The sequence below is a fragment of the Tabrizicola oligotrophica genome (genome assembly GCF_011008935.1).
GTDB classification, from domain to species: Bacteria; Pseudomonadota; Alphaproteobacteria; order Rhodobacterales; family Rhodobacteraceae; genus Tabrizicola_A; species Tabrizicola_A oligotrophica.
Window position 1 is genome coordinate 34,381 of the sequence record NZ_JAAIVJ010000006.1, and the last position, 26,107, is coordinate 60,487.

General features: G+C 65.3%; 21 protein-coding genes. 11 read left to right on the plus strand and 10 right to left on the minus strand.

Features of this window, described 5'->3' with window-relative positions; genetic code table 11:
- Window positions 1–73: 73 nt before the first annotated feature.
- Entirely contained in the window at window positions 74–1,051 is a 978-nt protein-coding gene (locus tag G4Z14_RS11150) for a type I glyceraldehyde-3-phosphate dehydrogenase (protein ID WP_164625706.1), read from the plus strand.
- Window positions 1,048–2,631 (plus strand): N,N-dimethylformamidase beta subunit family domain-containing protein, encoded by a 1,584-nt coding sequence (locus G4Z14_RS11155; protein ID WP_164625708.1) that lies wholly within the window; start codon window positions 1,048–1,050, stop codon window positions 2,629–2,631. Before G4Z14_RS11150 ends, G4Z14_RS11155 begins: the two co-directional genes overlap by 4 nt.
- An 87-nt stretch (window positions 2,632–2,718) precedes the next feature.
- On the opposite strand, the gene G4Z14_RS11160 is transcribed toward G4Z14_RS11155, so the two are convergent.
- Together G4Z14_RS11160 and G4Z14_RS11165 are read right to left on the minus strand one after the other, a co-directional pair.
- The gene (locus tag G4Z14_RS11160) at window positions 2,719–2,898 is read right to left on the minus strand and encodes a hypothetical protein (protein ID WP_164625710.1); all 180 of its coding nucleotides are present in this window, start codon (window positions 2,896–2,898) and stop codon (window positions 2,719–2,721) included.
- 302 nt (window positions 2,899–3,200) lie between these two features.
- A complete protein-coding gene (locus tag G4Z14_RS11165) occupies window positions 3,201–5,141 on the minus strand; it encodes a polysaccharide biosynthesis protein (protein WP_164625712.1) in 1,941 nt (646 codons plus the stop codon).
- Between the two features lie 296 nt (window positions 5,142–5,437).
- On the opposite strand from G4Z14_RS11165, the gene G4Z14_RS11170 reads away from it, so the two are divergent.
- The gene (locus tag G4Z14_RS11170; protein ID WP_227751674.1) at window positions 5,438–7,777 is read left to right on the plus strand and encodes a glycosyl hydrolase family 28-related protein; all 2,340 of its coding nucleotides are present in this window, start codon (window positions 5,438–5,440) and stop codon (window positions 7,775–7,777) included.
- 6 nt (window positions 7,778–7,783) lie between these two features.
- Here G4Z14_RS11170 and G4Z14_RS11175 read toward each other — a convergent pair whose 3' ends face one another.
- Window positions 7,784–8,272, minus strand: coding sequence for a HugZ family pyridoxamine 5'-phosphate oxidase (locus G4Z14_RS11175; RefSeq protein WP_164625714.1), 489 nt, complete (start codon window positions 8,270–8,272; stop codon window positions 7,784–7,786).
- 140 nt (window positions 8,273–8,412) lie between these two features.
- Between G4Z14_RS11175 and G4Z14_RS11180 the strand changes: the two genes are divergently transcribed.
- The 4 genes from G4Z14_RS11180 (at window position 8,413) to G4Z14_RS11195 (ending at window position 15,108) form a co-directional block, all read left to right on the plus strand.
- The gene (locus G4Z14_RS11180) at window positions 8,413–10,095 is read left to right on the plus strand and encodes a SulP family inorganic anion transporter (protein WP_164625716.1); all 1,683 of its coding nucleotides are present in this window, start codon (window positions 8,413–8,415) and stop codon (window positions 10,093–10,095) included.
- 352 nt (window positions 10,096–10,447) lie between these two features.
- The gene (gene acs / locus G4Z14_RS11185) at window positions 10,448–12,412 is read left to right on the plus strand and encodes an acetate--CoA ligase (protein ID WP_164625718.1); all 1,965 of its coding nucleotides are present in this window, start codon (window positions 10,448–10,450) and stop codon (window positions 12,410–12,412) included.
- Window positions 12,413–12,418: 6 nt separating this feature from the next.
- Window positions 12,419–13,090 (plus strand): adenylate kinase, encoded by a 672-nt coding sequence (locus tag G4Z14_RS11190; protein WP_164625720.1) that lies wholly within the window; start codon window positions 12,419–12,421, stop codon window positions 13,088–13,090.
- Window positions 13,091–13,272: 182 nt separating this feature from the next.
- On the plus strand, window positions 13,273–15,108 hold the full coding sequence (locus tag G4Z14_RS11195; protein ID WP_227751675.1) for an MFS transporter: 1,836 nt from the start codon (window positions 13,273–13,275) through the stop codon (window positions 15,106–15,108).
- A gap of 200 nt (window positions 15,109–15,308) precedes the next feature.
- Here the strand turns inward: G4Z14_RS11195 and G4Z14_RS11200 are convergent, their stop codons facing one another.
- Complete coding sequence (locus G4Z14_RS11200; RefSeq protein ID WP_164625724.1) at window positions 15,309–15,593, minus strand: hypothetical protein; 285 nt, start codon at window positions 15,591–15,593, stop codon at window positions 15,309–15,311.
- 99 nt (window positions 15,594–15,692) lie between these two features.
- Between G4Z14_RS11200 and G4Z14_RS11205 the strand changes: the two genes are divergently transcribed.
- The 4 genes from G4Z14_RS11205 to G4Z14_RS11220 all read left to right on the plus strand — a co-directional run bounded on the left by G4Z14_RS11205 (window position 15,693) and on the right by G4Z14_RS11220 (window position 20,090).
- Window positions 15,693–16,076: a response regulator transcription factor gene (locus tag G4Z14_RS11205; protein ID WP_164625726.1), complete on the plus strand. Its 384-nt coding sequence runs from the start codon at window positions 15,693–15,695 to the stop codon at window positions 16,074–16,076.
- 99 nt (window positions 16,077–16,175) lie between these two features.
- Window positions 16,176–17,429 (plus strand): Na+/H+ antiporter NhaA, encoded by a 1,254-nt coding sequence (locus G4Z14_RS11210; RefSeq protein WP_164625728.1) that lies wholly within the window; start codon window positions 16,176–16,178, stop codon window positions 17,427–17,429.
- 122 nt (window positions 17,430–17,551) lie between these two features.
- Complete coding sequence (locus tag G4Z14_RS11215) at window positions 17,552–19,444, plus strand: acyl-CoA synthetase (RefSeq protein ID WP_164625730.1); 1,893 nt, start codon at window positions 17,552–17,554, stop codon at window positions 19,442–19,444.
- 118 nt (window positions 19,445–19,562) lie between these two features.
- Entirely contained in the window at window positions 19,563–20,090 is a 528-nt protein-coding gene (locus G4Z14_RS11220; protein WP_164625732.1) for a hypothetical protein, read from the plus strand.
- A gap of 268 nt (window positions 20,091–20,358) precedes the next feature.
- Here the strand turns inward: G4Z14_RS11220 and dtd are convergent, their stop codons facing one another.
- The 6 genes from dtd to G4Z14_RS11250 form a co-directional block, all read right to left on the minus strand.
- Window positions 20,359–20,802, minus strand: a complete 444-nt coding sequence (gene dtd, locus G4Z14_RS11225) for a D-aminoacyl-tRNA deacylase (RefSeq protein WP_164625734.1) — start codon at window positions 20,800–20,802, stop codon at window positions 20,359–20,361.
- Window positions 20,799–21,722, minus strand: a complete 924-nt coding sequence (locus tag G4Z14_RS11230) for a carbohydrate kinase family protein (protein WP_164625736.1) — start codon at window positions 21,720–21,722, stop codon at window positions 20,799–20,801. The genes dtd and G4Z14_RS11230 overlap by 4 nt, the downstream gene beginning before the upstream one ends.
- An 80-nt stretch (window positions 21,723–21,802) precedes the next feature.
- On the minus strand, window positions 21,803–22,747 hold the full coding sequence (locus tag G4Z14_RS11235; RefSeq protein ID WP_164625738.1) for a phosphoribosylaminoimidazolesuccinocarboxamide synthase: 945 nt from the start codon (window positions 22,745–22,747) through the stop codon (window positions 21,803–21,805).
- A 136-nt stretch (window positions 22,748–22,883) separates the two neighbouring features.
- Window positions 22,884–24,029, minus strand: coding sequence for a primosomal protein N' (replication factor Y) - superfamily II helicase (locus G4Z14_RS11240; RefSeq protein ID WP_227751676.1), 1,146 nt, complete (start codon window positions 24,027–24,029; stop codon window positions 22,884–22,886).
- Between the two features lie 3 nt (window positions 24,030–24,032).
- On the minus strand, window positions 24,033–25,127 hold the full coding sequence (locus tag G4Z14_RS11245) for an SPFH domain-containing protein (protein ID WP_164625740.1): 1,095 nt from the start codon (window positions 25,125–25,127) through the stop codon (window positions 24,033–24,035).
- Window positions 25,128–25,156: 29 nt separating this feature from the next.
- Complete coding sequence (locus tag G4Z14_RS11250; RefSeq protein WP_164625741.1) at window positions 25,157–26,104, minus strand: DUF2927 domain-containing protein; 948 nt, start codon at window positions 26,102–26,104, stop codon at window positions 25,157–25,159.
- Window positions 26,105–26,107: the final 3 nt, after the last annotated feature.

Below are 26,107 nucleotides of genomic sequence, written 5' to 3' on the forward strand. Positions count from 1 at the left end.
GGCCATGGTTGCAAGCGCCCGCGCCGCGTGCTGATCTGCAGCCTGAGGGCGGAATTTGGCGCGAGGGCAGGCGATGAAGGTTTTCGTGAACGGCTTTGGCCGGATCGGGCGGTCGGTGCTGCGGGCTTGGGCACAGGGCGCCGCGCCGGGGATCGACGTCATCGGCATCAATGACATCGCCGCGCCCGAGATGTGCGCCTATCTCTTTGAATTCGACAGCGTCTTTGGTCCGTGGCGCGGCACGGTCGCCCTGACCCACGAGGCTCTGGTCATTGACGGCCGTGCCATTCCCTTGCACCGCACGGCGGATATTTCCGGGCTGAATCTGGCTGGCGTCGATCTGGTGATGGAATGCACCGGCCGGGCGGACGCGCGCGAGGTCGCCGAACGCGGCCTGCGGGCCGGGGCCGCGCGGGTGTTGATCTCCGGCCCGTCGAAAGCGGCGGATCTGACGGTGGTTCTGGGGGCCAACGAGGCAGAGTTGGGCGCACAGCTGATTGTCTCGAACGCCTCCTGCACCACCAACGCGCTCGCGCCGCTGGCGCGGCTGATCCATGAACATTGGGGCGTGGTGACGGGGTCGATGACCACGATCCATTGCTATACCGGCAGCCAGCCGACGGTGGATGCCCCGGCGGCCGATTTCTCGCGCTCGCGCGCGGCGGCCTTGTCGATGGTGCCGACGACGACCAGCGCGCAGCGGCTTCTGGATACGGTGCTGCCACAGATCGCCGGGCGGATCGAGGGCTCGGCGGTCAGGGTGCCGACGGCGAGCGTCTCGGCGGTGGATCTGGCGGTGATGACCGAACGACCGGCGACGGCCGAGGCGGTGAATGCGGTTCTTGCGGCTACGGGCGGAGTGATTGGCGCGACGGACAAGGTGCTTGTGTCGACCGACCTGCGCGCGCGGCCTGAAAGCATCATCATGGCCCTGCCCGAGACGCGCGTGACCAAGGGCGGGATGCTGCGAGTCTTTGGCTGGTATGACAACGAATGGGGATTTTCCAACCGGATGCTGGACGTGGCGCGGTTGATGGGCGCAGGGTCATGACCCTGCAGGGTTTCTTCGTCCCCGGTCCGCATGACGACGGCAGCCCGGTGACGGGGCATTACTACGAGGCGGCTTCGGATGACGCCGCCCGACCGCAGGTCTGGGCCTATACCGGGGCGCTGTCCTATGCTCCGGGCGAGGTGCTGGTACTGCATGCCATGTCCTCGGCCAAGGTCGCGCGCGTCGTGATCGCCCGCGACGGGTTGGCGCCGGAAACGGTGTTGGACCAAAAGATCGCCACCGTCTTTGCGCCCACCCCCGCCGATTGCTCGGTCACGGGCTGCGACTGGCCCGAGGCCTTTCGCATGGAGATTCCGGCGGGTTGGAAAAGCGGGGTCTACACGGTCACGCTGACCATTCCCGGCCACCAGTCGCAGCACATGTTCGTGCTGCGCGCCGCCACGCCGACGGCACGGATCGCCATGATCCTCGCGACGGGAACGTGGTGCGCTTACAATGATTGGGGCGGGTCGAACCATTATCAGGGGCTGACCGGGACAAGCGGCGGCGAGTTCGCGCCGCATGTCAGCCTGTTGCGCCCCTGGGCCAAGGGGTTTGTGTTGTGGCCTGCGGATGCCCCGCGCATCCCGCATGCCTCGCCGCTTCTCAGCCGGCCGCGCTATCCGCATATGGACTATGCCCGCGCCAAGGGGGTGTCGAAGAAATACGCCTCGTCCGGCTGGGCGGCCTTTGAGCGGCCCTTTGCGCTGTGGTGCGAGGGGCAGGGGATCGCCCTGGACTACCTGACCCAGCACGACCTGCACCGCGACTCCGCGGCGCTGGCGGGCTATGCCCGCGCGGTAATCGTCGGGCATGACGAATACTGGACCTGGGAGATGCGCGACCATCTGGAGGCCTGGGTGGATGCGGGGGGCGAACTGGCGCGGTTCGGCGGGAATTTCTTCTGGCAGACGCGGCTTTCGGCGGACCTGCTGACCCAGACCTGTTTCAAGACCACGGCGGAAAAGGCCGATCCCTTGGCCGGGACCAACCGTCTGACGAGCTATTGGGACCACCCGCAGGTGGGTCGTCCGGCGGTGGCGACCATGGGGTTGACCGGGTCGATGGGCGTCTATGCCGGCTGGAGCCGCTGCGCCGCCCATGGATCGGGCGGCTTTGCGATCTACCGGCCCGAGCATTGGGCGATGGCGGGCACCGGGCTGGGCTATGGCGATGTGCTGGGGGCGGCGTCGAAGATCTTTGGCTATGAGGTTGACGGCATCGACTACGGCATGACGCACGGGTTGCCGCATGCCGCCGAAGGCACCGGGCTGCACGGCGTGCTGACCATTGTCGGGCTGTCACCGGCGACGACGCTGGCGCATTCTACCGGGCCGCATGACCTGGACCATTTCATCGGAACGCTGGATGCCGAGGAGGTGGCCGCGCAGGTCTATGGCCGGGTCGATGCCGAAACGCTGGGCCGGGCCAGCCGGGGCAATGGCTGCATGGCGGAATACCGGCGCGGCAAGGGTGCGGTGTTCAACGCCGGGTCTTGCGAATGGGTGGCGGGCCTGATTGCGCGCGACCGCCCGGTCGAGCAGGTGACGCGCAACCTCCTGACCGGGGTGTGGGGCTGAGCTTTCATCAGGGGCAGCGACGCCCGCGACAAAAGAAAAGAGCGGCAGGAAACCCTGCCGCCCCTATCTTGAACAATCCCGAAAGGATTAGTTCGACGCCACAGCGGCGGCAACAACCACCAGCAGCAGCAGCGGGAGCAGGATGCCGCCCGACGACGAGGTGCCAGCTTCGACAACAGCCGGCTCCATCACGGGCTCAGCCATGCCGCCAGCGAAAGCGGTGGTAGCAGCAACCGACAGAGCGGCAGCGAGAGCGATCTTTTTCATAGTGACCTCCAGGTTAAAGCAGGGCGTCTGATTGGGTTCAGAGGCGACGCCGACAAGCCAAGCATTCCTCTTCCCCGCCATCTAACCCGGTTGGGGAAGCAAAAACAACCAAGTCCAGTTCGATATCAGGGATTTCCTCGTGCAAGAAAGGGAGTTTCGTCAATTTGGCAACAGTCCGTGACTCTTCGTTGCGCCGGCCCGGACAACGCCTTGGAAAAGCCGGGCTTGGCGCTGGCGACAAGGCCCGGAAACCGCTCCGACAGCACCGAATCGCCCGGTCTGCCCGACGACTGCCAAGGGCGTCACGGGCGCGGCGTTCCGCCGGCGATGACGGTCAGCCGCTTGCTCTCGGAAGCCGGCCTTTCGGCGTCGGGATCGGCGGTCGCGGCCTCGGTGCCGAAATGGTCCACCACGTCGCAATAGGGCAGATAATCGGTCTGTGCCTCGACCAGCAGGCGACGGATGGCGGCAATGTCGCTGCGGTTGCAGGCGCTGTCCAGCAGCTCCAGCAGGCGGACGATTTCCGCCAGCGAGGGATGCAGCTCGGTGGTGGTCAGGATGCGCGGATGGGCGGTCGCCTGCGGGCTGTTGCCGATCAGAAGTTCTTCGTAAAGCTTCTCGCCGGGGCGCAGCCGGGTAAAGACAATGCCGATTTCACCGGGGCCGACGGGCGTGGATTCGGAAACCAGAACGGCCTTCAGGCCATGCAGCCGGGCCATCTGCGCGGCCAGTTCGGTGATGCGCAACGGCTCGCCCATGTCGAGGACAAAGACATCGCCGCCCTGCGCCATGGCGCCAGCCTGAATGACCAGCTGCGCCGCCTCGGGGATGGTCATGAAAAAGCGGGTGATTTCGGGATGGGTCACGGTGATTGGCCCGCCCGCCGCAATCTGGCGACGGAAAAGCGGGATCACCGAGCCGGAGGAGCCCAGCACGTTGCCGAAGCGAACCATCGAAATGCGGGTGCGGACATGGGGCGCGCGGGACAGCGCCTGACAGACCATCTCGGCCAGTCGCTTGGAGGCGCCCATGATATTGGCCGGGCGCACCGCCTTGTCCGTCGAGATCAGGATGAAGGCCTCGACGCCGCAGGTCACGGCGGCCTCTACCGCCACGCGGGTGCCGTGGACATTGTTGCGCAGACCCTCGGCGATGTTGTGTTCGACCAGCGGCACATGTTTGTAGGCGGCCGCATGGTAGACCGTCTGCACGCCGAAGCGCCGCATGGTGCGTTCCAAAAGGCCCCGGTTCTGCACCGATCCAAGCACCGCCGCGATCTCGACCGCCTGTTTTTCATGGGCGCGGATCAGGCCAAGCTCTTGCTCGATGTCGTAAAGCGCGGGCTCGGAGATATCGAGCAGCACCAGACGGTGCGGCCGCTGGCGCAGGATCTGGCGGCAAAGCTCGGACCCGATCGAGCCGCCGGCGCCGGTGACCAGAACCGATTTGCCGGTGATGTTGGCGCCCAGCAGATCTTCCCGCGGCGGCACCGGATCACGCCCGAGCAGGTCTTCGATGGCAACCTCGTTCAGCTCGTCGATGCGCGCCACCCCGGTCACGATGTCATGCAGGCCCGGAACGGTGCGCAGGTGCAGCGGAAACTGTTCCAGCCATTTCAGCACTTCGCTGCGGCGCGCTTTGGAGGCGGAGGGAATGGCCAGCAGAACCGAGGTCACGCTGTTGTTGCGGATCAACTGGTCGATCTTTTCCGGCGGATGGACGCGAAAGCCCGCAACCATCGTGCCATGGGTGCGGGGATCGTCGTCCAGAAAGGCGATGGGCAGGTAGTCTGTGCCCTGCCGCAGGGTCTGCACCAGCTGACGCCCCGCCGCGCCCGCGCCATAGATCACCACACGTTCCCGGTAGGGATTCTGGGTCTGATAGGCGGCTTCGCGGAACACATAGCGCGAGGAGCCGACCGTCAGGAAGGCGAGGATCGCATACATCACCGAGACGGAAAACGGGATCGGCAAGGCAAGGAACTGCGCCGTCAGGGCCAGCGTGCCGCCCGAGGCCAATGCGGCAAGCAGGACCGATTTCAGGGCGCGGACCACGATATAGCGGATGACCGCGCGGTAAAATCCCAGGCCATGCAGCACCAGAAGCGCAACCGGGATCGCCGGAACCAGCGCCAGAAAAAGGTGGGGGTTGCCCAGGAATGCAAGGCTGTCCTGCCGGAGCCACATCGCGGCAACAAAGGACAGACACATGGCCAGCCCATCGGCGATGAACTGGATTGCCATCTTGTTGCGGCGGCTCAACCCGAGAAGAAATCTGTAGAGATCCTGAACCAAGGCTTGAGTCCGAGATAAGGCGTTCTGGCTGGGGAAATGGGAATCTGACCCTTCCGGAAACAAGGCCTAGCACGGCCAACTCCACTTGCACAGGGTTTGCATCCCTGGGTGGAAGATATGCCTGTGTCTTCGCCTCGGCTGCGCGGCTGCATGGGATTTCGGGCCGCGCCCCGTTGCGCCGGCACCGCTGCCGGCGTTCGCGGCTGGCACGGGTGGTTAACTGCTCTCTGCCAAACCCTTCCCGCATGGGCAGACCCGACGGGGCCGGCCGCTGCACCAATCGGCAAAGGGCGAGGTTTTCCGAGATGAACAAGGCGATCACCGAAGGTTTGGTTCTGATGCCGCCGCCGTTTTCGGCCGGGCTGGGCCTGTGGTCCAGCGAGGATGGGACACCGGGCGATGACAGCTATGCCGGCCAGCCCAATGCGGCCTTCGTGCCGGCGGATCAGGATTTCGAGGGCTGTCTTGAAGTGCAAAAGACCACGGCGCTGCTGAAACTGCGGTGCTTTCAGCAGATCCCGTTCCAGCCCGGCCTTTATCTGCGGGTGACGGCGCGGGTCAAGGCGATCAGCGGGCCGCTGCCGACGGTGCGCATTGCCGGATGGGCCGCAAGCAGCTCCGGCAGCAATGTGACCGGTGCCGACCAGCAGGGGCCGGATGTCGCGTTGACCGCCTATGGCCAGATGGTCGAGGTGTCGGCGATCATCGGGTCGGGCAACCGGCAGGGGGTCGACATGGTCTGGGGCACTGCGCCCGCCTATGGCCATCTGGGTCTTGACCTGACCGGGCCGACGGGCGGCGTGGTGCGGATCGACGACATCAGCATCGAGGATGTTACCGCCGTATTCCACGCCGCGATGTTCGACTGGGTCGATGTGCGGGATTTCGGCGCAGTGGGCGATGGGGTGACCGACGACTGGAACGCCTTCACCGCGGCCGATGCGGCGGCGAACGGCAAGACGCTGGTGGTGTCGCCGGGCAGCTATTTCATCGGCAGCCATTTCACCTTTGACAATCCGGTCAAGTTCGAGGGGTCGCTGGTCATGCCGGCCAGCCAGCGCCTGTCCTGCACGCGCGATTACAACCTGAACACCTATGCCGCGGCCTTTGGCAGCGAGCTGGAGGGCTTTCGCCGCGCGCTGCAGGTGCTGTTCTACTTCACCGACCACAACACACTTGACCTGAACGGCCGCCGCATTGACCTGACGGAGCCAATCGACGTGGCGGCGCTGGCGGGCCTGACCACCTTCGGCCAGCGCCGGGTGTTGTCCAACGGCCTGCTGTCGGCGGCCTCGGGCAGCGGTTGGGACAGCGTGACCGTGACCGCAGTCGGCACCTATGACACCGCCAATCCCACGCGGCTGAGCGGTGTCAGCAACATCGCGGCGATCCCGGTGGGCGCGCGGATCAGCGGCACGGGGGTCGGCCGCGAGGTCTATGTCGCCTCGAAGAACACCGGCGCCGGTACGCTGGAACTGAGCCAGCCGCTCTGGGGCGGCAACGGCACGCGCAGCTATACATTCAAGCGCTTCAAGTACCTGCTGGACTTCGGCGGCTTTGCCGAGCTGGTGCGGTTCGAGATCAACGATATCGAGTTTTCCTGCGGCTATCAGGCCAGCGCCGTCAATCTGCCCTATGTCGGCGCGCTGTTCCGGCTGGACCGCTGTACCTTCATGATGCCGCGCAACAAGGCCGTGACCTCGTTCTACAGCGGCTGTCAGGGGCTGGTGATCGACGGCTGCCTGTTCAACGGCGGCGGGCTGACCCCGCCCGAGGACATCATCGGCTTCAACGTCAACGCCAATGATTCGAAGATCCGCAACAACCGCTCCGCCTATTGCGCGCATTTCGGGGTGTTTGCCGGGGGCAGCCATATCATCATCGGCAACCACATGTTCCCCGATGCCAACGGCTCACCCTCCTACATGCGGGCGGGGCTGATCTTTACCACGCCCAATGTGCGCGGCTTCATCACCGGCAATTACATCGACCACCATTTCATCGAACTGTCGAACGAATATGACCCCGATCCGGATTTCGGATCGAGCTACACCTTTGGCGGGCTGACCATCACCGGGAACCTGTTTCTCTATTCCGAAACCAGCCCGGCGTTCCGCTTCATCACCGTAAGCCCGAAAGGTGCGGGGCATTCGCTGAACGGGCTCGTCGTGACAAACAACGTGTTCCGATCGAGCGAGGGCAACATCGACCGGGTGGAGCGAGTGGATACGACGAACGGCACGCTGAACACCGGCAGTTTCCGCAACGTGGTGTTCGAGAACAATACCTTTACCGGCGTGGCGCAGGCCACGCTGAGCCCGCTCTATGTCGAGCACAACCAGACTACGGCCGCCGCGACTTGGGTGGTGGATGCAGCGGATTACATGCCGTTTGACGGGCGGACGCGCAATGTGGGCGCGTTGGTGCTGGAAGGTCCGCTGCGCAATGCCGCGAACGCGGTGCAATGGGCGCAGCCCTATGTCGAGACCGAGCAGGGCGCCGGCAACCGGCTGGTGAACCTGCAATGGCCCAGTGCGGTGAAGGGCAAGGCGATGCTCACGCTGCGCTGTGACAACCCGGTCTGAGCGCCGTCAGCCCGCCAGGTCTTGCGGGGTCAACCGGAAGGCGCGGGCAAAGCCGCCGTTCAGCAGCGCGCTTTCCGGGATCAGGCGCACGAAGGCGAAATCGGGAAAATCGACGTAAAGGGCCGCTTTCGGGTGGCCCTTCAGCCAATGGGCGCGGAGTTCGGGGCGGGCCGGATCGTCGGGCGCGACGAAAGTGGCGCGGGCGCGGATCATCAGGCGCGGATGGGTCAGCGGATCGCCCTTGGCGCCGACCTCTCCCACCATCAGCGAACAGCGGGCGTCGGCCTTCAGCGCCGCCAGATGCGGCGCCAGACCCGAGATCAACGTCAGGGGCATCCCCTGCGGGCAAAGGCCAAAGGCGATGCGGCTGATCGACGGGTGCCCGGTTTCCACATCCAGCCAGGACAGGGCGGCATGCGTGGCGCCCAGCAGGCTGCGCGCCAGGGCGCGGGCCTCGGCATCGGCGGGCTGAACGGGGTCGGGCTTCGGGGTCATGTGAGGAAAGCTCCGGTTCTGAATGCCCGCCCTGCGGCAAAGACCGTTGACAGGCGCGGGGCTGAGGCGTTTGTTAGCGGCATTTAAGCCCCTTTGCCATGATTTCTGGCCCATCCCTCATCTGACAGGTTGCCGTCCTCATGGCCCTTCCTCCTACGCCCAGCCAAAGCTCGTCCGAGTTTCTGCCCAAACTTGTCACCACCCTGCGCGAAGGCTACCGGCCCGCCGACCTTCGGGCGGATGCGCTGGCGGGGTTGACTGTGGCCATCGTTGCCTTGCCGCTGTCCATGGCCATCGCCATCGCCAGCGGAGTCGGGCCCGAGCGTGGGCTGTTCACCACCATCATCGGCGGGTTTCTGGTGTCCGCGCTTGGCGGCTCGCGGTTCCAGATCGGCGGGCCGGCGGGGGCCTTCATCGTGCTGGTGTCGGCCTGCGCCGCCGAGATCGGCGTGCAGGGGCTTTTGCTGGCAACGCTGCTGTCCGGCATCTTTCTGGTGCTGCTCGCGCTCTTGCGGGCGGGGTCCTATGTGCGCTTCATTCCCTATCCGGTGACGATCGGCTTCACCTCCGGGATTGCCGTCATCATCTTTGCCAGCCAGATCAAGGATCTGCTGGGCCTGACGCTGACAGGAGGCGAGCCCGCCGAGATCCTGCACAAGCTAGAGGCGCTTTGGGCGGCGCGCGGCAGCCTGAATCCGGCGGCGCTGGTGCTGGCGGTGGGCACGATTGCGGTGATCGTGACCATCAAGCGCCTGCGTCCGCAGGCCCCGAACCTGCTGATCGCCGTCACGCTCGCCGCGCTGGCTGTCGTCGCCCTGGATCTGCCGGTCGAGACGATCCACAGCCGGTTTGGCGCCTTGCCGCGTATCCCGCCCGCGCCGGCCTTGCCCGACGCCGCGCTGGATGACCTGCGCGCGGCGCTGCCCTGGGCGCTGTCATTCACATTGCTTGGCGCGATTGAAAGCCTGCTCTCCGCCGTCGTCGCCGATGGCATGTCGGGCCGCCGGCATCGCCCGAATGCCGAGCTTCTGGCGCAGGGCGCGGCGAATGTGGTCTCGCCGCTGTTTGGCGGGTTCTGCGTGACCGGCACTATCGCCCGCACGGCAACCAATGTGCGCGCCGGCTCGCACGGGCCGATGTCGGGCATGTTGCACGCGGCGTTCGTGCTGGCCTTCATGCTGGTCGCCGCCCCCCTTGCCGGGTTCATCCCGCTTGCGGCGCTGGCGGCGGTGCTGGCGGTGGTGGCCTGGAACATGGCCGAGAAGGAAGAGATGTGGGCGCTTGCCCGGCACTCGCGGGCCGATGCGGTGGTGCTGCTGGCGACCTTCGGCCTTGTGGTGTTCCGCGACCTGACCGAGGGCATCGTCGTGGGGTTCGCGCTGGCGGGGCTGGTGTTCATCAACCGCATGTCAGCGGGCACCACCATTCGGGAAAGCCGGGTGCCGATTGCGGTACTGGAAACCGAGGGCGAGGTTGAATCGGGGGTCGAGACCGCGGGCGACGTGGTGATCTACCATCTGAGCGGCCCGTGGTTCTTTGGGGCGGCGGCGCGGCTGGGCTCGGTGCTGGATCAGGTGTCCGACCATCCGCGCGCCTTTGCCGTCGACTTCGCCGAAGTGCCGCTGATCGACAGTTCGGGGGCCTATTCCTTTGCGCTGCTGGCGCGAAAGATGGCGCGCAAGGGCGGACGGCTGGTGATTTCCGGCGCCCGCCCCGAAGTGCGGCGCGCGCTGCGCCGGGCCGGCACGCGGGGCAATCAGGTTATCTTCATCCCCAATCTCGCGGCCCTGCCCAATGCCGTGTCCAAGGCGATTCCAGCCTGAGGCGAATCGCGCCTGCGCAAGATTGTTGCGGCCGGGATGGGCCGCGGGATCGAGAGTTGCTTGCGCTATCAGATTTTGCCAGTCGCGTGGTGGTTCGGCGGCCGCGCCCGGATCGTCGTCCGCCTTTGCCGGCGGGCGATCTCACGACTGCGTTATTTTTCCTGCCAATTTTCGCCGTATTTACAGATTTGACCTTGGTGTCTGTCAAATAATTTACAAGAAAATTGTTGCTGCAATTAAAGTTAGCATTTCTTTTACAGTTTCGCTATGATCCCAGGCACGGGGGAAGCCGCGTCCTGGCGCGGGCCTGAGTGACCGGCACGCCAGGCCGGTCAGAATTGAGGAGGATCCAATGGCAGAAAACGGACAGCCGACGGGCGTCTATTCCGCGTCGAAAGACTTTATCGCCAACGCGCATGTGAACGCCGAGCAATATGCCGCCATGTATGCGGCGTCGGTTGCCGATCCGGACGCCTTCTGGGGTGCGCAGGGCAAGCGCATCGACTGGATCAAGGACTACTCCACGGTCAAGAACACCTCGTTCGATTACGGCAATGTCTCGATCAAGTGGTATGAGGACGGCACGCTGAACGTCTCGGCCAATTGCATCGACCGCCACATGATTTCGCGCGCCAACCAGACCGCGATCATCTGGGAGCCGGACAGCCCCGCCGCCCCGGCCCAGCACATCACCTATGCCCAGCTTCTGGAAAACACCTGCCGCATGGCCAATGTGCTGAAGGCGCAGGGCGTGGAAAAGGGCGACCGGGTGGTGATCTACCTGCCGATGATCCCCGAGGCCGCCTATGCCATGCTGGCCTGCGCCCGGATTGGTGCCATCCATTCCATCGTGTTCGCCGGCTTCTCGCCCGATGCGCTGGCCAACCGGATCAACGACAGCGAAGCCAAGATCGTCATCACCGCCGATTTCGCGCCGCGTGGTGGCAAGAAGACGGCGCTGAAGTCGAACACCGATCAGGCGCTCTTGCATTGCGATGACCGGGTGAAATGCCTTGTGGTCAAGCACACCGGCGACCAGACCCACTGGTCGGCAGAGCGCGATGTCGACGTCAAGGCCGAGATGGCCGCCGCCAGGCCCTATTGCCCCTATGTCGAGATGAACGCCGAAGACCCGCTGTTCATCCTTTACACCTCGGGCTCGACCGGCAAGCCGAAGGGCGTGGTGCATACCTCGGGCGGCTATCTGGTTTACGCCGCGATGACGCAGCAGATGACCTTCGACTATCAGGACGGCGACGTGTTCTGGTGTACGGCGGATGTGGGCTGGGTGACGGGCCACAGCTATATCATCTACGGCCCGCTTGCGAATGGCGCGACCACGATCATGTTCGAAGGCGTGCCCACCTACCCGGACGCCGGCCGGTTCTGGGAAGTCTGCGCCAAGCACAAGGTCAACCAGTTCTACACCGCGCCGACCGCCATCCGCTCGCTGATGGGCATGGGGCCGGAATGGGTGGACAAGCATGACCTCTCCAGCCTGAGAGTGCTGGGCTCGGTGGGCGAGCCGATCAACCCTGAGGCCTGGAACTGGTACAACACCCATGTCGGCAAGGGCAAATGCCCGATCGTCGACACGTTCTGGCAGACCGAGACCGGCGGCCACCTCATCACGCCCTTGCCGGGCGCCATTCCGCAAAAGCCGGGGTCGGCCACCAAGCCGTTCTTCGGCGTCAAGCCGGTGGTGCTGGACCCGGCCACCGCGACGGTTCAAGAGGCCACCGAAGCCGATGGCGTGCTGTGCATCGCCGACAGCTGGCCGGGACAGATGCGCACGCTCTGGGGCGACCATGCCCGCTTTGAAGAGGCCTATTTCGCCCAGTATCGCGGGTACTACTTCACCGGCGACGGCTGCCGCCGCGATGCCGATGGCTATTACTGGATCACCGGCCGCGTCGATGACGTCATCAACGTCTCGGGCCACCGCATGGGCACCGCCGAGGTGGAATCGGCGCTGGTGGCGCACCCGAAGGTGGCTGAAAGCGCCGTGGTCGGCTATCCGCATGACATCAAGGGGCAGGGCATCTACGCCTATGTCACCCTGATGAACGGGGTCGAGCCGACCGACGCGCTGCGCAAGGAACTGGAGAACTGGGTCCGCTCGGAAATCGGCCCGATTGCCAAGCCCGACCTGATCCAGTGGGCCCCCGGCCTGCCGAAAACCCGCTCGGGCAAGATCATGCGCCGCATCCTGCGCAAGATCGCCGAGAACGACTATGGCAGCCTTGGTGACACCTCGACGCTGGCCGATCCTTCGGTCGTCGACGAGCTGATCAACAACCGCATGAACCGGGGCTGAGCGCGCATGGCATCGAATGCACCCGTCCTGATCCTGCTCGGCCCTCCGGGGGCCGGCAAAGGCACGCAGGCCCGCATGCTGGAGGAGGACTTCGGTCTGGTTCAGCTGTCGACCGGCGACATGCTGCGCGCGGCGGTGGCTGCGGGCAGCGAGGCCGGCAAACGCGCCAAAGCGGTGATGGAGGCCGGGCAACTGGTGTCCGATGACATCGTGCTGGCGATCCTGAAGGAGCGCATGGCGCAGCCGGACGTGGCGCGCGGCATCATCCTTGACGGTTTCCCGCGCACCGACGGTCAGGCCGCGGCGCTCGACGGGCTTCTGGCCGCCAATGGCCAGAAGGTGACAGCCGCGATCAGCCTTGAGGTCGATGACGAGGCGATGGTGGGCCGGGTTTCGGGCCGCTACACCTGCGCCAAATGCGGCGAGGGCTATCACGACCAGTTCAAGATACCCGCGCAAGCCGGGGCCTGCGACAAATGCGGCGGCACCGAGATGAAGCGCCGGGCCGACGACAACGCCGAAACCGTGCGGGAGCGGCTGAAGGCCTATCACGCCCAGACCGCCCCGCTGATCGCCTATTACGCGGGCAGGGGCGTCTTGCAGAAGATCGATGCGATGGGGGCCATCGCAGACATCCGCAGTGCCTTGGGACAGATCGTCCAGGGCGTTGCGGCCTGAGGAAATACTTGCGCCCGCACAGCCGGGCGGAAGTCGGGAGACAGGTGTCTCAACCGGGCCCTTCGGGGAAACAACAACCGGGAAAGGCATCTGGAACAGGGACCCGGTCCACAGGGACCGGACAAAACGGAGGAGGCCACATGGCTAATATTGCAGTTGAGGGGAGTGCGCGCGCGCGCCCCATGACCGCGGAAGAGAAGAAGGTTATCCTTGCTTCGTCCGCCGGTACCGTCTTTGAGTGGTACGATTTCTACCTTTACGGTTCGCTCGCCGCGATGATCGGCGCGCAGTTCTTCACGCCGTTCCCGGAAGCAACCCGGAACGTCTTTGCCCTGCTGGCCTTTGCCGCAGGTTTCATCGTTCGCCCGTTCGGCGCGCTGGTGTTCGGGATGCTCGGCGACCTCATCGGCCGCAAGTACACCTTCCTGATGACCATCATGATCATGGGTCTGTCGACCTTCCTCGTCGGCATGCTGCCCTCCTACTACTCCTGGGGCATCGCCGCTCCGATCATCCTGATCGGCCTGCGCATGCTGCAGGGTCTGGCTCTGGGCGGTGAATACGGTGGCGCGGCGGTCTATGTGGCCGAACACGCCCCGCAGGGCCATCGCGGCTACTACACCGCCTTCATCCAGACCACCGCGACGCTGGGTCTGCTGCTGTCGCTGGTCGTCATCCTGTCGGTTCAGGGCTATATCAACGGCGCCTACCCGGACATGCCGGTTCTGGACGCCGCCGGTCAGCCGACCATGGCCGCCGATGGCTCCCCCGCCATGCAGAAAGCCTTCAACGCCTGGGGCTGGCGCATCCCGTTCCTTGGCTCGATCATCCTGCTGCTGATCTCGCTCTACATCCGCCTGCAGATGAATGAATCGCCCGCCTTCAAGAAGATGAAGGAAGAAGGCGCTGCGTCGAAAGCCCCGCTGCGCGAAGCTTTCGGCAACTGGAAGAACGGCAAGATCGCCCTGATCGCGCTTCTGGGTCTGACCGCGGGCCAGGCTGTTGTGTGGTACTCGGGCCAGTTCTATGCCCTGTTCTTCATGCAGAACGTCATCAAGGTGGACAGCTTCTCGGCCAACGTCTTTGTCGCCTGGTCGCTGATCCTCGGCACCTACGGCTTCATCTTCTTCGGCCGCCTGTCCGACAATATCGGCCGCAAGCCGATCATTCTCGCGGGCTGCCTGATTGCGGCCATCACCTACTTCCCGGTGTTCGGTTTCCTGACCAAGACCGCGAACCCGATGCTGGCTGCTGCCCAGGAAACCCAGGTGACCGTGACCGCCGACCCGGCTGACTGCTCGTTCCAGTTCAACCCGACCGGCACTGTCAAGTTCACCAACTCCTGCGACATCGCCAAGGCGAAGCTCTACTCGCTGTCGGTGAACTCGGAAACCGTTGACGGCCCGGCGGGCGAGCCTGCCACCATCAAGGTCGGTGAAACCGTGATCGCCTCCTATGACGCCGGCAAGAATGGCGCCGATGTCAAAGCCGCCACCGCGGCGCTGGAAGAGGCCGAAAAAGGCACCGACCAGGCCGCCAAGGACGCCGCGAAAGCCGCGCTCGACGCTGTCAAGGGCGTCAAGGGTACCTTCGACAAGGCCGTGGCCGAGGCGCTGACCACCGCCGGCTACCCGATCGTCGCCAAGGACAACACCACGGTCGCCAAGGCCGAGCATGTCCTCGACATCTTCACCGGCCAGAAGATCACGATCATCCTGATCCTGACCTATCTGATCGTGCTGGTGACCATGGTCTACGGCCCGATCGCCGCGATGCTTGTCGAACTCTACCCGACCCGCATCCGCTACTCCGGCCTGTCGCTGCCCTACCACATCGGCAACGGCTGGTTCGGGGGTCTCCTGCCCGCGACCGCCTTCGCGATCTCGGCTCAGGCTGGCAACATCTACACCGGCCTGTGGTACGCGATCGTCGTGGCCCTGATGACCGTTGTCGTCGGCGCGCTCTTCGTGCCGGGCGGCACCCACAAGAAAGACATCTTCGCTGATGCAGATCAGTAAGCTGGCTTGACCAACGGGGCGCGCGGGATCACTCGCGCGCCCTTTTCCTTTCCTCGGATGAGACAGTGGCGCGTCTCATGCGACGAGAGGACGGCATGGCCGCATGGCCCCCGGAAGGACAGCATGGAAGCGAAAGCTCGCCCCGTGAAGCAGTTCGCTGCAAGCAGGTGCAACCCAGCCCGCCGGGCCGGGATGCAGGCTCAGCGCGCGCGGCTGTCCCAGAACCGCACGATCGCGATGATCGGCACCAGCCAGATCGTATTGGCGACAAGCCCGGCGCCGACTGCCTTGACCATCCCGGCCTCGGCGCCGAAACCCATGGTCAGCGGGATGACGACGGCCACGAACAGGATCCCCGCCACAAGCGGCAGGATCGTGCCGGTCAACGCCGCCGTGCGCCTTTGGGTGACGACCAGACCCACCAGCAGGATAACGCGGAACGGGTCGGTCAGGGCGGAGGCAATCAGGTCGGCGACGGTCGGCATCGGGGGCCCCTTGGTTCTGGATGCGGTCCCATCGTCATGGACGCAAGGCCCGGATTTTTCAACCCCGACCTTCCGGCCAACTGCGACAATGGTCCGGCCATGACCCTGGCGAAACCCCGGATTCTGGTGGTCGAGGATGAGGACAACATCGCGCTCGCGCTGGAATTCCTGATGATGCGCGAAGGCTATGACCACGCGCGCGTCTCCGATGGCGCCCTGGCCCTGTCGCGCATCCGCGAATTGCACCCCGATCTGGTGTTGCTTGACATCATGCTGCCCGGCGCCTCGGGCTATGAGATCTGTCAGGGCGTCCGGCTTGACCCGAGCCTCGCGGATGTGAAGATCCTGATGATGACCGCGCGCGGCTCGGCCATCGAAAAGCGCAAGGGGCTGGAAATCGGCGCCGACGGCTTCATCACCAAACCGTTCGAGCTGAAGGAACTGCGTCAGGAAGTGCGCCGCCTGCTGGGCGCCGCCGCCTGAGGTTGTCCGCCCGACAGTCGCCTGCCATGGCGAAGGGCTTGACCTGTGCGCAGAAACCGGTGACTGCAGGTCAGGGGCGCCAAAAGCAACGGGGCAGGGATGTATAAAGTCTGGGACGTCATTTCCACCTATTCGCTCTTGCTTTTGTCCGGCGCGGCGCTGGCGCTGGTCTGGGCGAATGTCGACAGCGACAGCTATCAGCACCTGGTGCATTTCTCGCTGTGGGACCACGCCCCTATCGGTGAGGCCCATAGCGAAGGCGGCGAGGTCTTTCGCAGCCTGACGCTGCATTTTCTGGTCAACGACATCTGCATGGCCTTCTTCTTTGCCATCGCCGCCAAGGAAGTCTGGGAAGGCATCATCCTGAAAGACGGCGAATTGCGCGGCAAGAAGGCAATGACGCCGCTTATCGCCACGGCGGGCGGCATGCTGGGGCCGGCGCTGGTCTATCTGGCCATTGGCGCGGCCTTGGGGGTGATGACCGACTATGCCCAGGGCTGGGCGATCCCGACTGCCACCGACATCGCCTTTTCCTACCTTGTCGGCCGCATCGTCTTTGGCGCGGGCCATCCGGCAATTCCGTTCCTGCTGCTCCTGGCCATTGCCGATGATGCCGGCGGCATGGTCATTCTGGCGATCTTCTATCCGACGGGCGACCTGCAGCCCGCCTGGCTCTTGCTGTCGCTTGGCGCGGCGGTCGGGGTCTATCTTCTGGCCAACTGGTTGCCGACCCGGCTGGACGGCTCTGATCCCAGGCGCCCCTGGTCGACCCGGATGCGGCAGAAGGCCTCGTTCTGGCCCTATGCCATCGCGGGGCTGCTGTCGTGGTATGGCTTTCACAATGCGGGCATCCACCCCGCGCTTGGCCTGCTGCCGATCGTTCCCACTGTCCCGCACGCCGACAAGCCCTACGGCTTTTTCGCCGAGGCCGAGGAACATCTGGGCGACCTTCTGAACTGGATCGAACACCGGCTGAAATACTTTGTCGAGGTCATGCTGTTCTTCTTCGGGCTGCTTAACGCAGGCGTGGTCTTTGCCTCGTTCGGCGAACCGACCTGGATGGTTCTGGGCGGGCTGGTCATCGGCAAGCCGGTGGGGATCTTCCTTTTGGGGATGCTGGCCGCCAGAGTCCTGGGCTTTGGCCTGCCCGCCGGCATGACGCCGAAAGACCTTTGGGTCCTGGGCTGCGTCGCCGCCATCGGCTTTACCGTGGCGCTGTTCGTCACCACGGTCGCCTTCCCGGCCGGCGCGGCGCAAGAGGCCGCCAAGATGGGCGCGGTGTTCTCGTTCGGCGCGGCGGCGCTTGCCATTGCCATGGGCCGCATGCTGCGGGTGACGCGGCGCGGCGGCTGATCCGGCGCTTTGACGTTGCGTTTCCCCGCCGCGCTTTTTCTTGGCAAAGGCCGCAATCCCCCCCACATTGGCGGGCAGAACGATAACCCGCACCCAAGGCGGGATCAGGGGAGGAAAAGACCATGGGATCATTCGCATCGCGCGCCGATCTGAAGGCCATCGAGGCGGAATCGGCCTGGGAAGACCGCGATCTGCCGCGCTCGATGCATGAATTCCTGTCGCGCACCAAGGCGGCCCACGGCTCGCGTCCGGCGCTGTCCTATCAGCTTCTGTCGGCGCCCGGCTCGAAGTCGGAAACCCTGACCTGGGCCGAGCTGCACGGCCGCGTGACGCAGGCGGCCAACCTGTTCCACAGCCTTGGCATCGGCGAAACGGACGTGGTGGCCTATATCCTGCCCAATGCCGTGGAAACCGCGGTGACGCTGCTGGCCGGGGCGGTCGCCGGCATCGTCAACCCGATCAACCCGCTTCTGGAAGCCGAGCAGATATCGGCCATCCTGCGCGAGACCAAGGCCAAGGTGGTGGTCACGGTGCGCGCCTTCCCGAAGACTGACCTGCCGCAGAAGGTGAACGAGGCGGTGAAACACGCGCCGTCGGTCAAGACTGTGCTGGAGGTGGACCTCCTGCGCTATCTCGGCGGGGCCAAGTGGTTCATCGTGCCGCTGATCCGGCCGAAGAACCCGGCCCGCCACAGCGCCAATGTGAAGAATTTCAACGCCGAATGCCGCAAGCAGCCGGCGGACCGGCTGGTGTTCAAGGATATCACCACTGACCGGGTGACGGCCTATTTCCACACCGGCGGCACCACCGGCATGCCGAAAGTGGCGCAGCACAAGCTGTCGGGCATGGTCTATAACGGCTGGCTCGGCGCGCGGCTGCTGTTCAAGAACAGCGATACGGTGATCTGCCCCTTGCCGCTGTTCCACGTCTTTGCCGCCTATCCGATCCTGATGTCGATGATCGGCTCGGGCGCGCATGTGGTCTTTCCCACGCCGCAGGGCTATCGCGGCGAGGGGGTGTTCGACAATTTCTGGAAGCTCGTCGAGCATTGGAAAGTGACCTACATGGTCACGGTCCCGACCGCGCTGTCGGCGCTGATGCAGCGCCCGGTGAATGCCGATGTCTCCACCCTGCGCGGGGCGTTCTCCGGCTCGGCGCCCTTGCCGATCGAGCTGTTCAACCGCTTTGAAAAGGCCACCGGCGTCGAGATCGTCGAAGGTTATGGCCTGACCGAATGCACCTGCCTTGTCTCGGTCAACCCGCCCGAGGGCAACAAGAAGATCGGCTCGGTCGGTCTGCCCTTCCCGCATTGCGAGGTGAAGATCCTGACTGCGGACGGCGCCGGGGGCCTGCGTGACTGCGCGGTCGACGAGATCGGCGAGATCTGCGTTTCCAACCCCGGGGTCTTTCCCGGCCACACCTATACCGAGGCCGACAAGAACCGCGGCCTCTTTGCCGGCGAGAAGTATCTGCGCACCGGCGATCTGGGGCGGTTGGACGCCGACGGCTATCTCTATATCACCGGCCGGGCCAAGGATCTGATCATCCGGGGCGGCCATAACATCGACCCGGCGATCATCGAAGAGGCGATGATGGGCCATGACAAGGTGGCCTTCGTCGGCGCCATCGGCCAGCCCGATGCCCATGCGGGTGAACTGCCCTGCGCCTATGTCGAACTGGTCAAGGGCGCCGAGGCCACGGCGGCCGAGCTGATGGGGTATGCGCATCAGCATATTCACGAAAAGGCGGCGGTGCCGAAGCATATCGAGGTGCTGGCGGAACTGCCGAAAACCGCGGTGGGCAAGGTGTTCAAACCCGATCTGCGGCGCCGGGCGATCACCCGCATCTATGATGCGGCGCTGGCGGCGGCGGGCCTTCCCGCCCATGTCGCCGAGGTGGCCGAGGACAAGAAACGCGGCCTTGTCGCCCGCATCTCCACCACCGGCCCGGTCGAGGACGAGGCGCTTGCCGGGGTGCTGGGCCAGTTTCCGCCCGCATGGGAACGGATCGCCTGAAGCGGCCGTTCAGCCGTGGAAAATCACTGCATCGCCGGACAGGCGGTGCAGTTTTCATTTGCACTTTAACCCCGCGCCCGCCCATCATGCCGGCATTTCCAAGACGGAGGAATTGCAGATGTTTTCATGGGGTAAGGCCGCGTCCCTGGCCGCTGCTGTGCTCTTGCCGGGTGTCGTGCTGGCCGAAACCCAGTCCGAGATCCTGTTCCAGCACAAGCATTGGGAGGTGGAGATCGTCGGCTTTGACGATGGCACGTTTGCCTGCCTGGCCGAGGTGGATGCCTCAAGCGACAGCTTCACCATCTGGCTTTACGCCGACAACACCGTGAAATTGCAGTTCTATTCGACCTCCTGGGAATTCGGCGAAGGCGATACGGCGGATCTGCAGGTGCAGATCGGCAACCGCGCGCACTGGAACCTGAATGCGGCCGATCTTTACAAGAACTCGATCCTCTTCAACCTGCCTGACAGCGATCAGTCGGTGAACTTCCTGACCGAGGTGGCCGAGGGCAGCCGGCTTTACCTGCGCACCGCTGCCGGAGAGCCGGTGATGGATTACTCGCTGCAAGGCTCCAGCGCCTCGATGGGCGCGCTTGCCGAATGCGGCGATGCGTTGCAGCAGAACGACGGCAACCCGTTCGACTGACGGGGGGCTACCCCCACCTCCGGCCCCTCCCCACGAAGGGGGAGGGGAGGTTCTCATGCCTTCCGGGCAGGCGCCCCTCGCCATCCGCGCTGCTGACGGCCGTCGGGAACTTCCCTCCCCCCTTTGTGGGCGAGGGAGGTGCCAGCGCCAGCCAACGTCAAGACATGTCAGGAATGAACAGCCCTCTCCCCCTTTGTGGGGAGGGATGGGGTGGGGGGCGACCAGCGCGCCCCTGACCGTTTCGGAAAGGTTCCGCCCGCTTACGGGCCTACAGGCTGTCGGTGTCGAGCCAGATCGTCACCGGCCCCTGATTGACCAGCGACACATCCATGTCGGCCCCGAAGATGCCATTGGCCACCGAGATGCCTTCGGCGGCGATGCGGGTGGTGAAATATTCGTAAAGCCGCTGGCCCTCGTCCGGGCTGGCGGCATAGCTGAAACCGGGGCGGTTGCCACGCAGGTCGGCGGCAAGGGTGAACTGGCTGACGATCAGCGCCGCGCCGCCGGCGTCTTTCACCGACAGGTTCATCTTGCCGGCGTCATCCTTGAAGATGCGCAGCTTGGCGATCTTGGCGGCCAGCTTGTCGGCCTGCGCCTCGGTGTCGCCCTGCATGGCACAGACAAGGATCATCAGGCCGGTGCCGATCTCGCCCACGGTCTGACCGTCGACCGAGACGGCGGCGCGGGTCACGCGCTGAAGGACGGCTCTCACAGTTCATCTCTCCACGGCGGGTTGGCGCCGGCCCGGCTGACGGTGACGCCCGCCGCCTGAACGCCAAGGCTGAGCGCGGCATCCAGTTCGGCATCCGTCAACGCCGCGACGCGCGCCTTGGTCAGGGCGCCAGCTTCGTGCAGGGCGCAGAGCGCGCCGGCGTTGAAGGTGTCGCCCGCCCCGACAGTATCGGCAACCGTCACCTTGCGGGCGGCAACAAAGCGGTTCTGGCCGGCGGTGACGGCCCGCGCGCCCGCGGCGCCTTCGGTGATGAACACCACCTTCGGCCCCTTGCCAAGGATCTGGCGGGCCAGCGCCTCGACATCGCCGGCGCCCATCAGCCAGTGCAGATCCTCGTCCGACAGCTTCACGATATCGGCGCGGGCGATCATCCGCTCGATCCGGGCGCGGTATTCGGTCTCTTTGCCGGCGATGAAGCCGGGGCGGATGTTCGGGTCGATCATGGTGACGCGCTGGCCGCATTCGCGGGCCTGCAGCGCCTCGTAGGTGCTGGCGGCGGGGTCGTTGACAAGGCTGATGCCGCCGAAGAACAGGGTGCCAACCTCGGCCGGAAGGCTGGGCAGGTCGGCTTCGGCCAGCATCACGCCCGCGGTGCCGACATCGTAGAACGCATAGGTTGCCTGCCCGTTCACCAGCTTGACGAAGGCGACCGTGGTCGGCCGGCCCGAGCGCGCCAGATAGCTTGTGTCGACCTTCGAGGCAGTCAGCGTATCGGCCAGAATCTCGCCCAGCATGTCGGTAGAGACGCCCGAGAAAAAGCCCGAGGGCGCCCCAAGCCGGCCAAGGGCGATGGCGGTGTTGAACACCGCCCCCCCGGCATAGGGCGCAAAGGCCGGCTCGCCCGTGGTGGCGGTGCGCGGCAGCATGTCGATCAGGGCTTCACCACAGGAGAGAATCATGTCGGCCTTCCTTTTGCTTTCGCAGAAGATAGGGAAAAGGCGATGTTAGCGCAAACATTGCTTGGGGCGAAGGCCGCCCCTTACTGGAAGTAGGGCGCGAGATTGGCCCGAACCCGGTCAAGCGGGGTGTCGCCGCCAAGGTCGGGCACGAAACGCTCGCCGGTGATCTGCTCATAGGCGTCGATATAGACCCGCGAGGTCTGCTCGATCATCTCGGCGGGGATCTCCGGGATCGGGTCCTTGTAGGGGTCGCAGCGCGCGCCCACCCAGGACCGGATCACGTCCTTGTCGAAGGACGGCGGCCTGCTGCCGGCCTCAAAGGCCGCCGGATAGCCCGAGGCGATCCAGTAGCGGCTGCTGTCGGGGGTGTGGATCTCGTCGGCGATCAGGATGTTGCCGGCGGCATCGGTGCCGAATTCGTATTTGGTATCGACAAGGATCAACCCGCGTTCGGCGGCGATCTTCTGCCCGCGCGCGAAAAGCGCCAGCGCGCGTGCCGACACCTCGTCCCATTGCGCGCGGGTCAACAGCCCCTGCGCCACGATTTCGGCTTCGGTCAGCGGTTCGTCATGGCCACCGTCAAAGGCCTTGGAGGTGGGGGTGATGATCGCTTGCGGCAGGGCCTGATTGTCGCGCAGGCCTTCGGGCAGGGTATGGCCATACATCTGCCGCGCCCCGGCCTTGTACTGCGTCAAGACCGAGGTCGAGGTGGTGCCGGCAAGATAGCCGCGCACCACGACTTCGACCGGCAGGATATCCAGCCGCTTGCCGATCACCACATTCGGGTCGGGATAGGAAATCACATGGTTCGGGCAGATGTCCGAAGTGCGGTCGAACCACCAGCGGGCCAGCTGGGTCAGCACCTGGCCCTTGAAGGGAATGGCCGCCAGAATGCGGTCAAAGGCGCTGATGCGGTCAGACGAAATCAGGATGCGGCTTCCGTCCGGCAGGTCGTAGCAATCGCGGACCTTGCCGAAATAGGGGTTCGGCAGTTCGGGAATGCGGGCGTGGTCAAGAACGCGCATCTATGGCCTCCGGGCAGGGATGGCGCGCTATCGCGCGGGGGGAGGACATTGTCAACCGGCGCTCGTCGTCGCCTGCGGCGCTCCTTGTGGCGTGGGGCCATGCGAAGCGCGCCGCAGGCGACGAGGGGCCGGGGTTTCAGTTCAGCCAGTCAGGCAGCGGAATTGTCCCGCCGATCTCGGTGCCGCCGTTCAGATAGACCGCGACAGCGACCACCGCTGCCACCGCCAGCACGGCAAAGCCGATCTTCCACCAGCTGTAGGGCCGCTCGCCCTGCACCTCGCCGGTCTGGCCGTTGACCAGAAAGCGATAGCTCTTGCCGTTGTATTTGTAGGCCGCCGTCCAGACCGGCAGCAGCACATGCCGGAAGGTTTCGTCTGCATGGCGGGTGGTGAGGGTGTGGATCCGCTGCTCGTCACCGCCGATGTCGCGGCGCACATCGGATTCGATGACCCGCGCCATCTGCGCCCGTGCGGTCTGATGACCGTCGGCCAGCGCCACGGTATAGCCTTCGGCCTGAAACCCTGACAGGAACTCCGGCGCGTAGGCTTCAAGCCGGGCCAGATCCCAGGGCGTCAGGTCATTGCCCAACCGTTCGGGCAGGCTGGTCGAGGCCATGACCATCACGTCGTCGAAATCGCGCGAGACACGGCCCGCGGCGGGATACCAGCGGATCTTGCGGACCTGCTCTTGTCGCTGCTCGGCCCGGCCCTTGACGTTCACCGTGACCGTGCGTGTCTCGTAATAGGCCTCGCCGCGCTGGCCGGTGTACTGGCTGGCGGTGGCGGCGTCGAAGGTCCAGAACGGCACATAGATGCCGGCCATTGCCCGGCCCTTGCGGGTGTAGTCCAGAAGGCCGTTCGGCGCGAACCACAGGCCCCCCAGCCATTTCGTCAGCGCGTCATGCGCCTGCGGCTCGGTCAGGGCGAAGGGCACCAGCGCCTGCGGCTTGATCCGGCGGCGGGTGCCGGTGTCGACCACGACCGGGGTGGCACAGAACGGGCATTCGGCGGCATGCGAGGCGCCCTGAAATTCCACCACCGCGCCGCAGTTCGGGCAGGTGGTGGAGCGGACCTCCTCGGTGTCGCCGTCGGGCAGATCATTGGCCAGCCCGCGGGCCAGCGGAATTTCCCCCAAGGCGCGGGCCTTGCGGCGCGGCGCGGCGCCGGGAATGTCCTGCACATGGCCGCAATGGTCGCAGACGAGTTGCGTCTGGCCCGGCGCAAAGCGCAGGTCGGCCCCGCATTGCGCGCAGGGGGTGCGATGGGCTTCGGCAACCGCCATGGTTTACCCGGCAGGCGCGGGCGGCGGAACTTGTGCGAAAAGGCGGGCAAGTTCGGTCTCGCCAGCGGCTTTCCAGCCGTCCTGCCCGGCGGTCCAGACATGCGAGGCGCGGCTCAGCCCGCCCGACTGGGCCATGGCGGCGAGGTCGGCTTCGGAAAACGGCCCCTTGGTCTCGCCATTCACCGCGATATGCCAGAGCTTGGCCGCGGGCGGCGGCGGGGGAGGCGAAGCCGAAGCCGCCACGCCGCCCGATCCCCATGGTCCCATGGTCTGCGCCATGGCCGCGCCCATCCCGGCGGCCATGCCTGCCCCCATCATCGCGCCCGTGCCCGAGGCGGGGTTGGCGATGCCCTCGGCGGCATTGAACTGCATGTAGCGGTTGAGATCGCCGGCAATGCCGATCGAGGTGCGCTTGTCCAGCACCTTTTCCACCTCTTCCGGCAGGCTGATGTTCTCGATGTAGAATTCCGGGATCGTCAGCCCGTAATCGGCAATCTTCGGGCCAATCGCCTGCGTCACGATGCGGCCCAGATCGGCGGTGTTGGCCGCCATGTCCAAGACCGGGATGCCGGATTTGGCCAGCACCTGACTGACCTCCTGCAAGATCACGTTGCGGATCTGGAAGCTGATCTCGTCAGCGGTGAACTCGCCATCGGTGCCGACGATCTCGGTCAGGAACTTGCCCGGATCGGTGACGCGCATCGAATAGGTGCCGAAGGCGCGCAGTCGCACCGGGCCAAACTCGGGATCGCGCGCCATGATCGGGTTCTTGGTGCCCCATTTCTGGTCATTGAAGCGGGTGGTGTTGACGAAGTAGATCTCCGACTTGAACGGGCTGTCAAAGCCGTGGTCCCAGTGCTGGAGCGTGGTCATGATCGGCATGTTGTTGGTTTCCAGCATGTAAAGGCCGGGGCCGAAGACATCGGCCAGTTGCCCCTCATGCACGAACACTGCCGCCTGCCCTTCGCGCACCGTCAGCTTGGCACCGTATTTGATCGCATTGCCGCGCCGTTCAAAGCGCCAGACCATGGTGTCGCGGCTGTCATCCCGCCAGGAAATGACATCAATGAATTCGCCTTTGAGAAAATCGAAAACCATGGGTCGCTCCTTGACGCGTCCTTATGCGGTCATGATGCGCCGCCCGTCAGTCGGGCGGCAAGGTCGAAAACGATGGGGCGGACCTCGTCCAGCCGCATGCCGGGCCGCAGTGCCGGGTTGTAAAGCATGCGCAGCAGATCCTCGTCCATGCGGGTCAAGAGGGCGAATTCCTCGTCGTCATTGAAGATCGAGGGCCGGGCGCGCGGGCTGTCATTCGGCAGGCCAAGGCCCTGCGCCACCTCTTCATGGATGCAGGACAGCCGCAGGAGGTCGGGGTGTTCGGCGCGCACCACGGCGAAGGCGCGGGTATAGACGCCGCTTTGCCCGCGCGATTGCGCCAGCACCGCGCAATAGGTCGATTGCGGCATCTGGGTCATGCCGGCCACATCGGCGGCCCCCAGCCCCGGCAGGGCGGCATGGATGGCCGGCCCCAGCAGGCGGCGTTCGTCCTCGTTGACGATATGCAGCAGGAAGTTGGGGTTGGTGTCATCCAGCCGGATCGGATGGCCCGTGACCTGCGACAACCGGGCAAGGAAGGAGGCGACGCGCGCCGTGTCGGTCGCCCGCGTCTCGGGCAGCACCGAGGCGCCAAAGCGCAGGCCCACCCGCACCGGACCTTCCCAGCGCCGAAGCGCGGTCGGCTCGCCCGTGCTGGCCACCAGCCCGCCGGTGCCGGGGCGGTATTCGTCATGCAGCGCGATGTCGAGGAAGGTTTCGGCCAGCATGCGGTCGGTGTAGGGGGTGTCCTTGCCGCCGCCATCGGTGCGCAACAGACCCTGCGCCAGCAGCGCCTGCTGCACCTGGGCGTAATAGGCCTGGGCAGCCGCACTCTCGGCACTGGGTGGCTGCGGTGCCGCCAGAGGTGCCTGGCTTGCCGGGGCGGGCATCGGACGGGGCGACACGGCGGGCGTGCCGCAGGCGGCAAGAACCCCCAGCGCCAGGGTCAAGGCAATCCGTCTTTGCTGCCGGTCCCCCATCTG

Bases quoted from the DNA above. Each gene is read 5' to 3' on its own strand.
- G4Z14_RS11195 (WP_227751675.1), top strand. From the start codon at position 13,273: ATGACCGCGGAAGAGAAGAAGGTTATCCTTGCTTCGTCCGCCGGTACC.
- G4Z14_RS11245 (WP_164625740.1), bottom strand. From the start codon at position 25,127: ATGGTTTTCGATTTTCTCAAAGGCGAATTCATTGATGTCATTTCCTGG.
- G4Z14_RS11160 (WP_164625710.1), bottom strand. From the start codon at position 2,898: ATGAAAAAGATCGCTCTCGCTGCCGCTCTGTCGGTTGCTGCTACCACC.
- G4Z14_RS11150 (WP_164625706.1), top strand. From the start codon at position 74: ATGAAGGTTTTCGTGAACGGCTTTGGCCGGATCGGGCGGTCGGTGCTG.
- G4Z14_RS11180 (WP_164625716.1), top strand. From the start codon at position 8,413: ATGGCCCTTCCTCCTACGCCCAGCCAAAGCTCGTCCGAGTTTCTGCCC.
- G4Z14_RS11230 (WP_164625736.1), bottom strand. From the start codon at position 21,722: ATGATTCTCTCCTGTGGTGAAGCCCTGATCGACATGCTGCCGCGCACC.
- G4Z14_RS11165 (WP_164625712.1), bottom strand. From the start codon at position 5,141: ATGGCAATCCAGTTCATCGCCGATGGGCTGGCCATGTGTCTGTCCTTT.
- G4Z14_RS11240 (WP_227751676.1), bottom strand. From the start codon at position 24,029: ATGGCGGTTGCCGAAGCCCATCGCACCCCCTGCGCGCAATGCGGGGCC.
- G4Z14_RS11210 (WP_164625728.1), top strand. From the start codon at position 16,176: ATGTATAAAGTCTGGGACGTCATTTCCACCTATTCGCTCTTGCTTTTG.
- G4Z14_RS11170 (WP_227751674.1), top strand. From the start codon at position 5,438: ATGGGCAGACCCGACGGGGCCGGCCGCTGCACCAATCGGCAAAGGGCG.
- G4Z14_RS11190 (WP_164625720.1), top strand. From the start codon at position 12,419: ATGGCATCGAATGCACCCGTCCTGATCCTGCTCGGCCCTCCGGGGGCC.
- G4Z14_RS11250 (WP_164625741.1), bottom strand. From the start codon at position 26,104: ATGGGGGACCGGCAGCAAAGACGGATTGCCTTGACCCTGGCGCTGGGG.
- acs (WP_164625718.1), top strand. From the start codon at position 10,448: ATGGCAGAAAACGGACAGCCGACGGGCGTCTATTCCGCGTCGAAAGAC.
- G4Z14_RS11205 (WP_164625726.1), top strand. From the start codon at position 15,693: ATGACCCTGGCGAAACCCCGGATTCTGGTGGTCGAGGATGAGGACAAC.
- G4Z14_RS11175 (WP_164625714.1), bottom strand. From the start codon at position 8,272: ATGACCCCGAAGCCCGACCCCGTTCAGCCCGCCGATGCCGAGGCCCGC.
- G4Z14_RS11220 (WP_164625732.1), top strand. From the start codon at position 19,563: ATGTTTTCATGGGGTAAGGCCGCGTCCCTGGCCGCTGCTGTGCTCTTG.
- G4Z14_RS11155 (WP_164625708.1), top strand. From the start codon at position 1,048: ATGACCCTGCAGGGTTTCTTCGTCCCCGGTCCGCATGACGACGGCAGC.
- G4Z14_RS11215 (WP_164625730.1), top strand. From the start codon at position 17,552: ATGGGATCATTCGCATCGCGCGCCGATCTGAAGGCCATCGAGGCGGAA.
- G4Z14_RS11235 (WP_164625738.1), bottom strand. From the start codon at position 22,747: ATGCGCGTTCTTGACCACGCCCGCATTCCCGAACTGCCGAACCCCTAT.
- G4Z14_RS11200 (WP_164625724.1), bottom strand. From the start codon at position 15,593: ATGCCGACCGTCGCCGACCTGATTGCCTCCGCCCTGACCGACCCGTTC.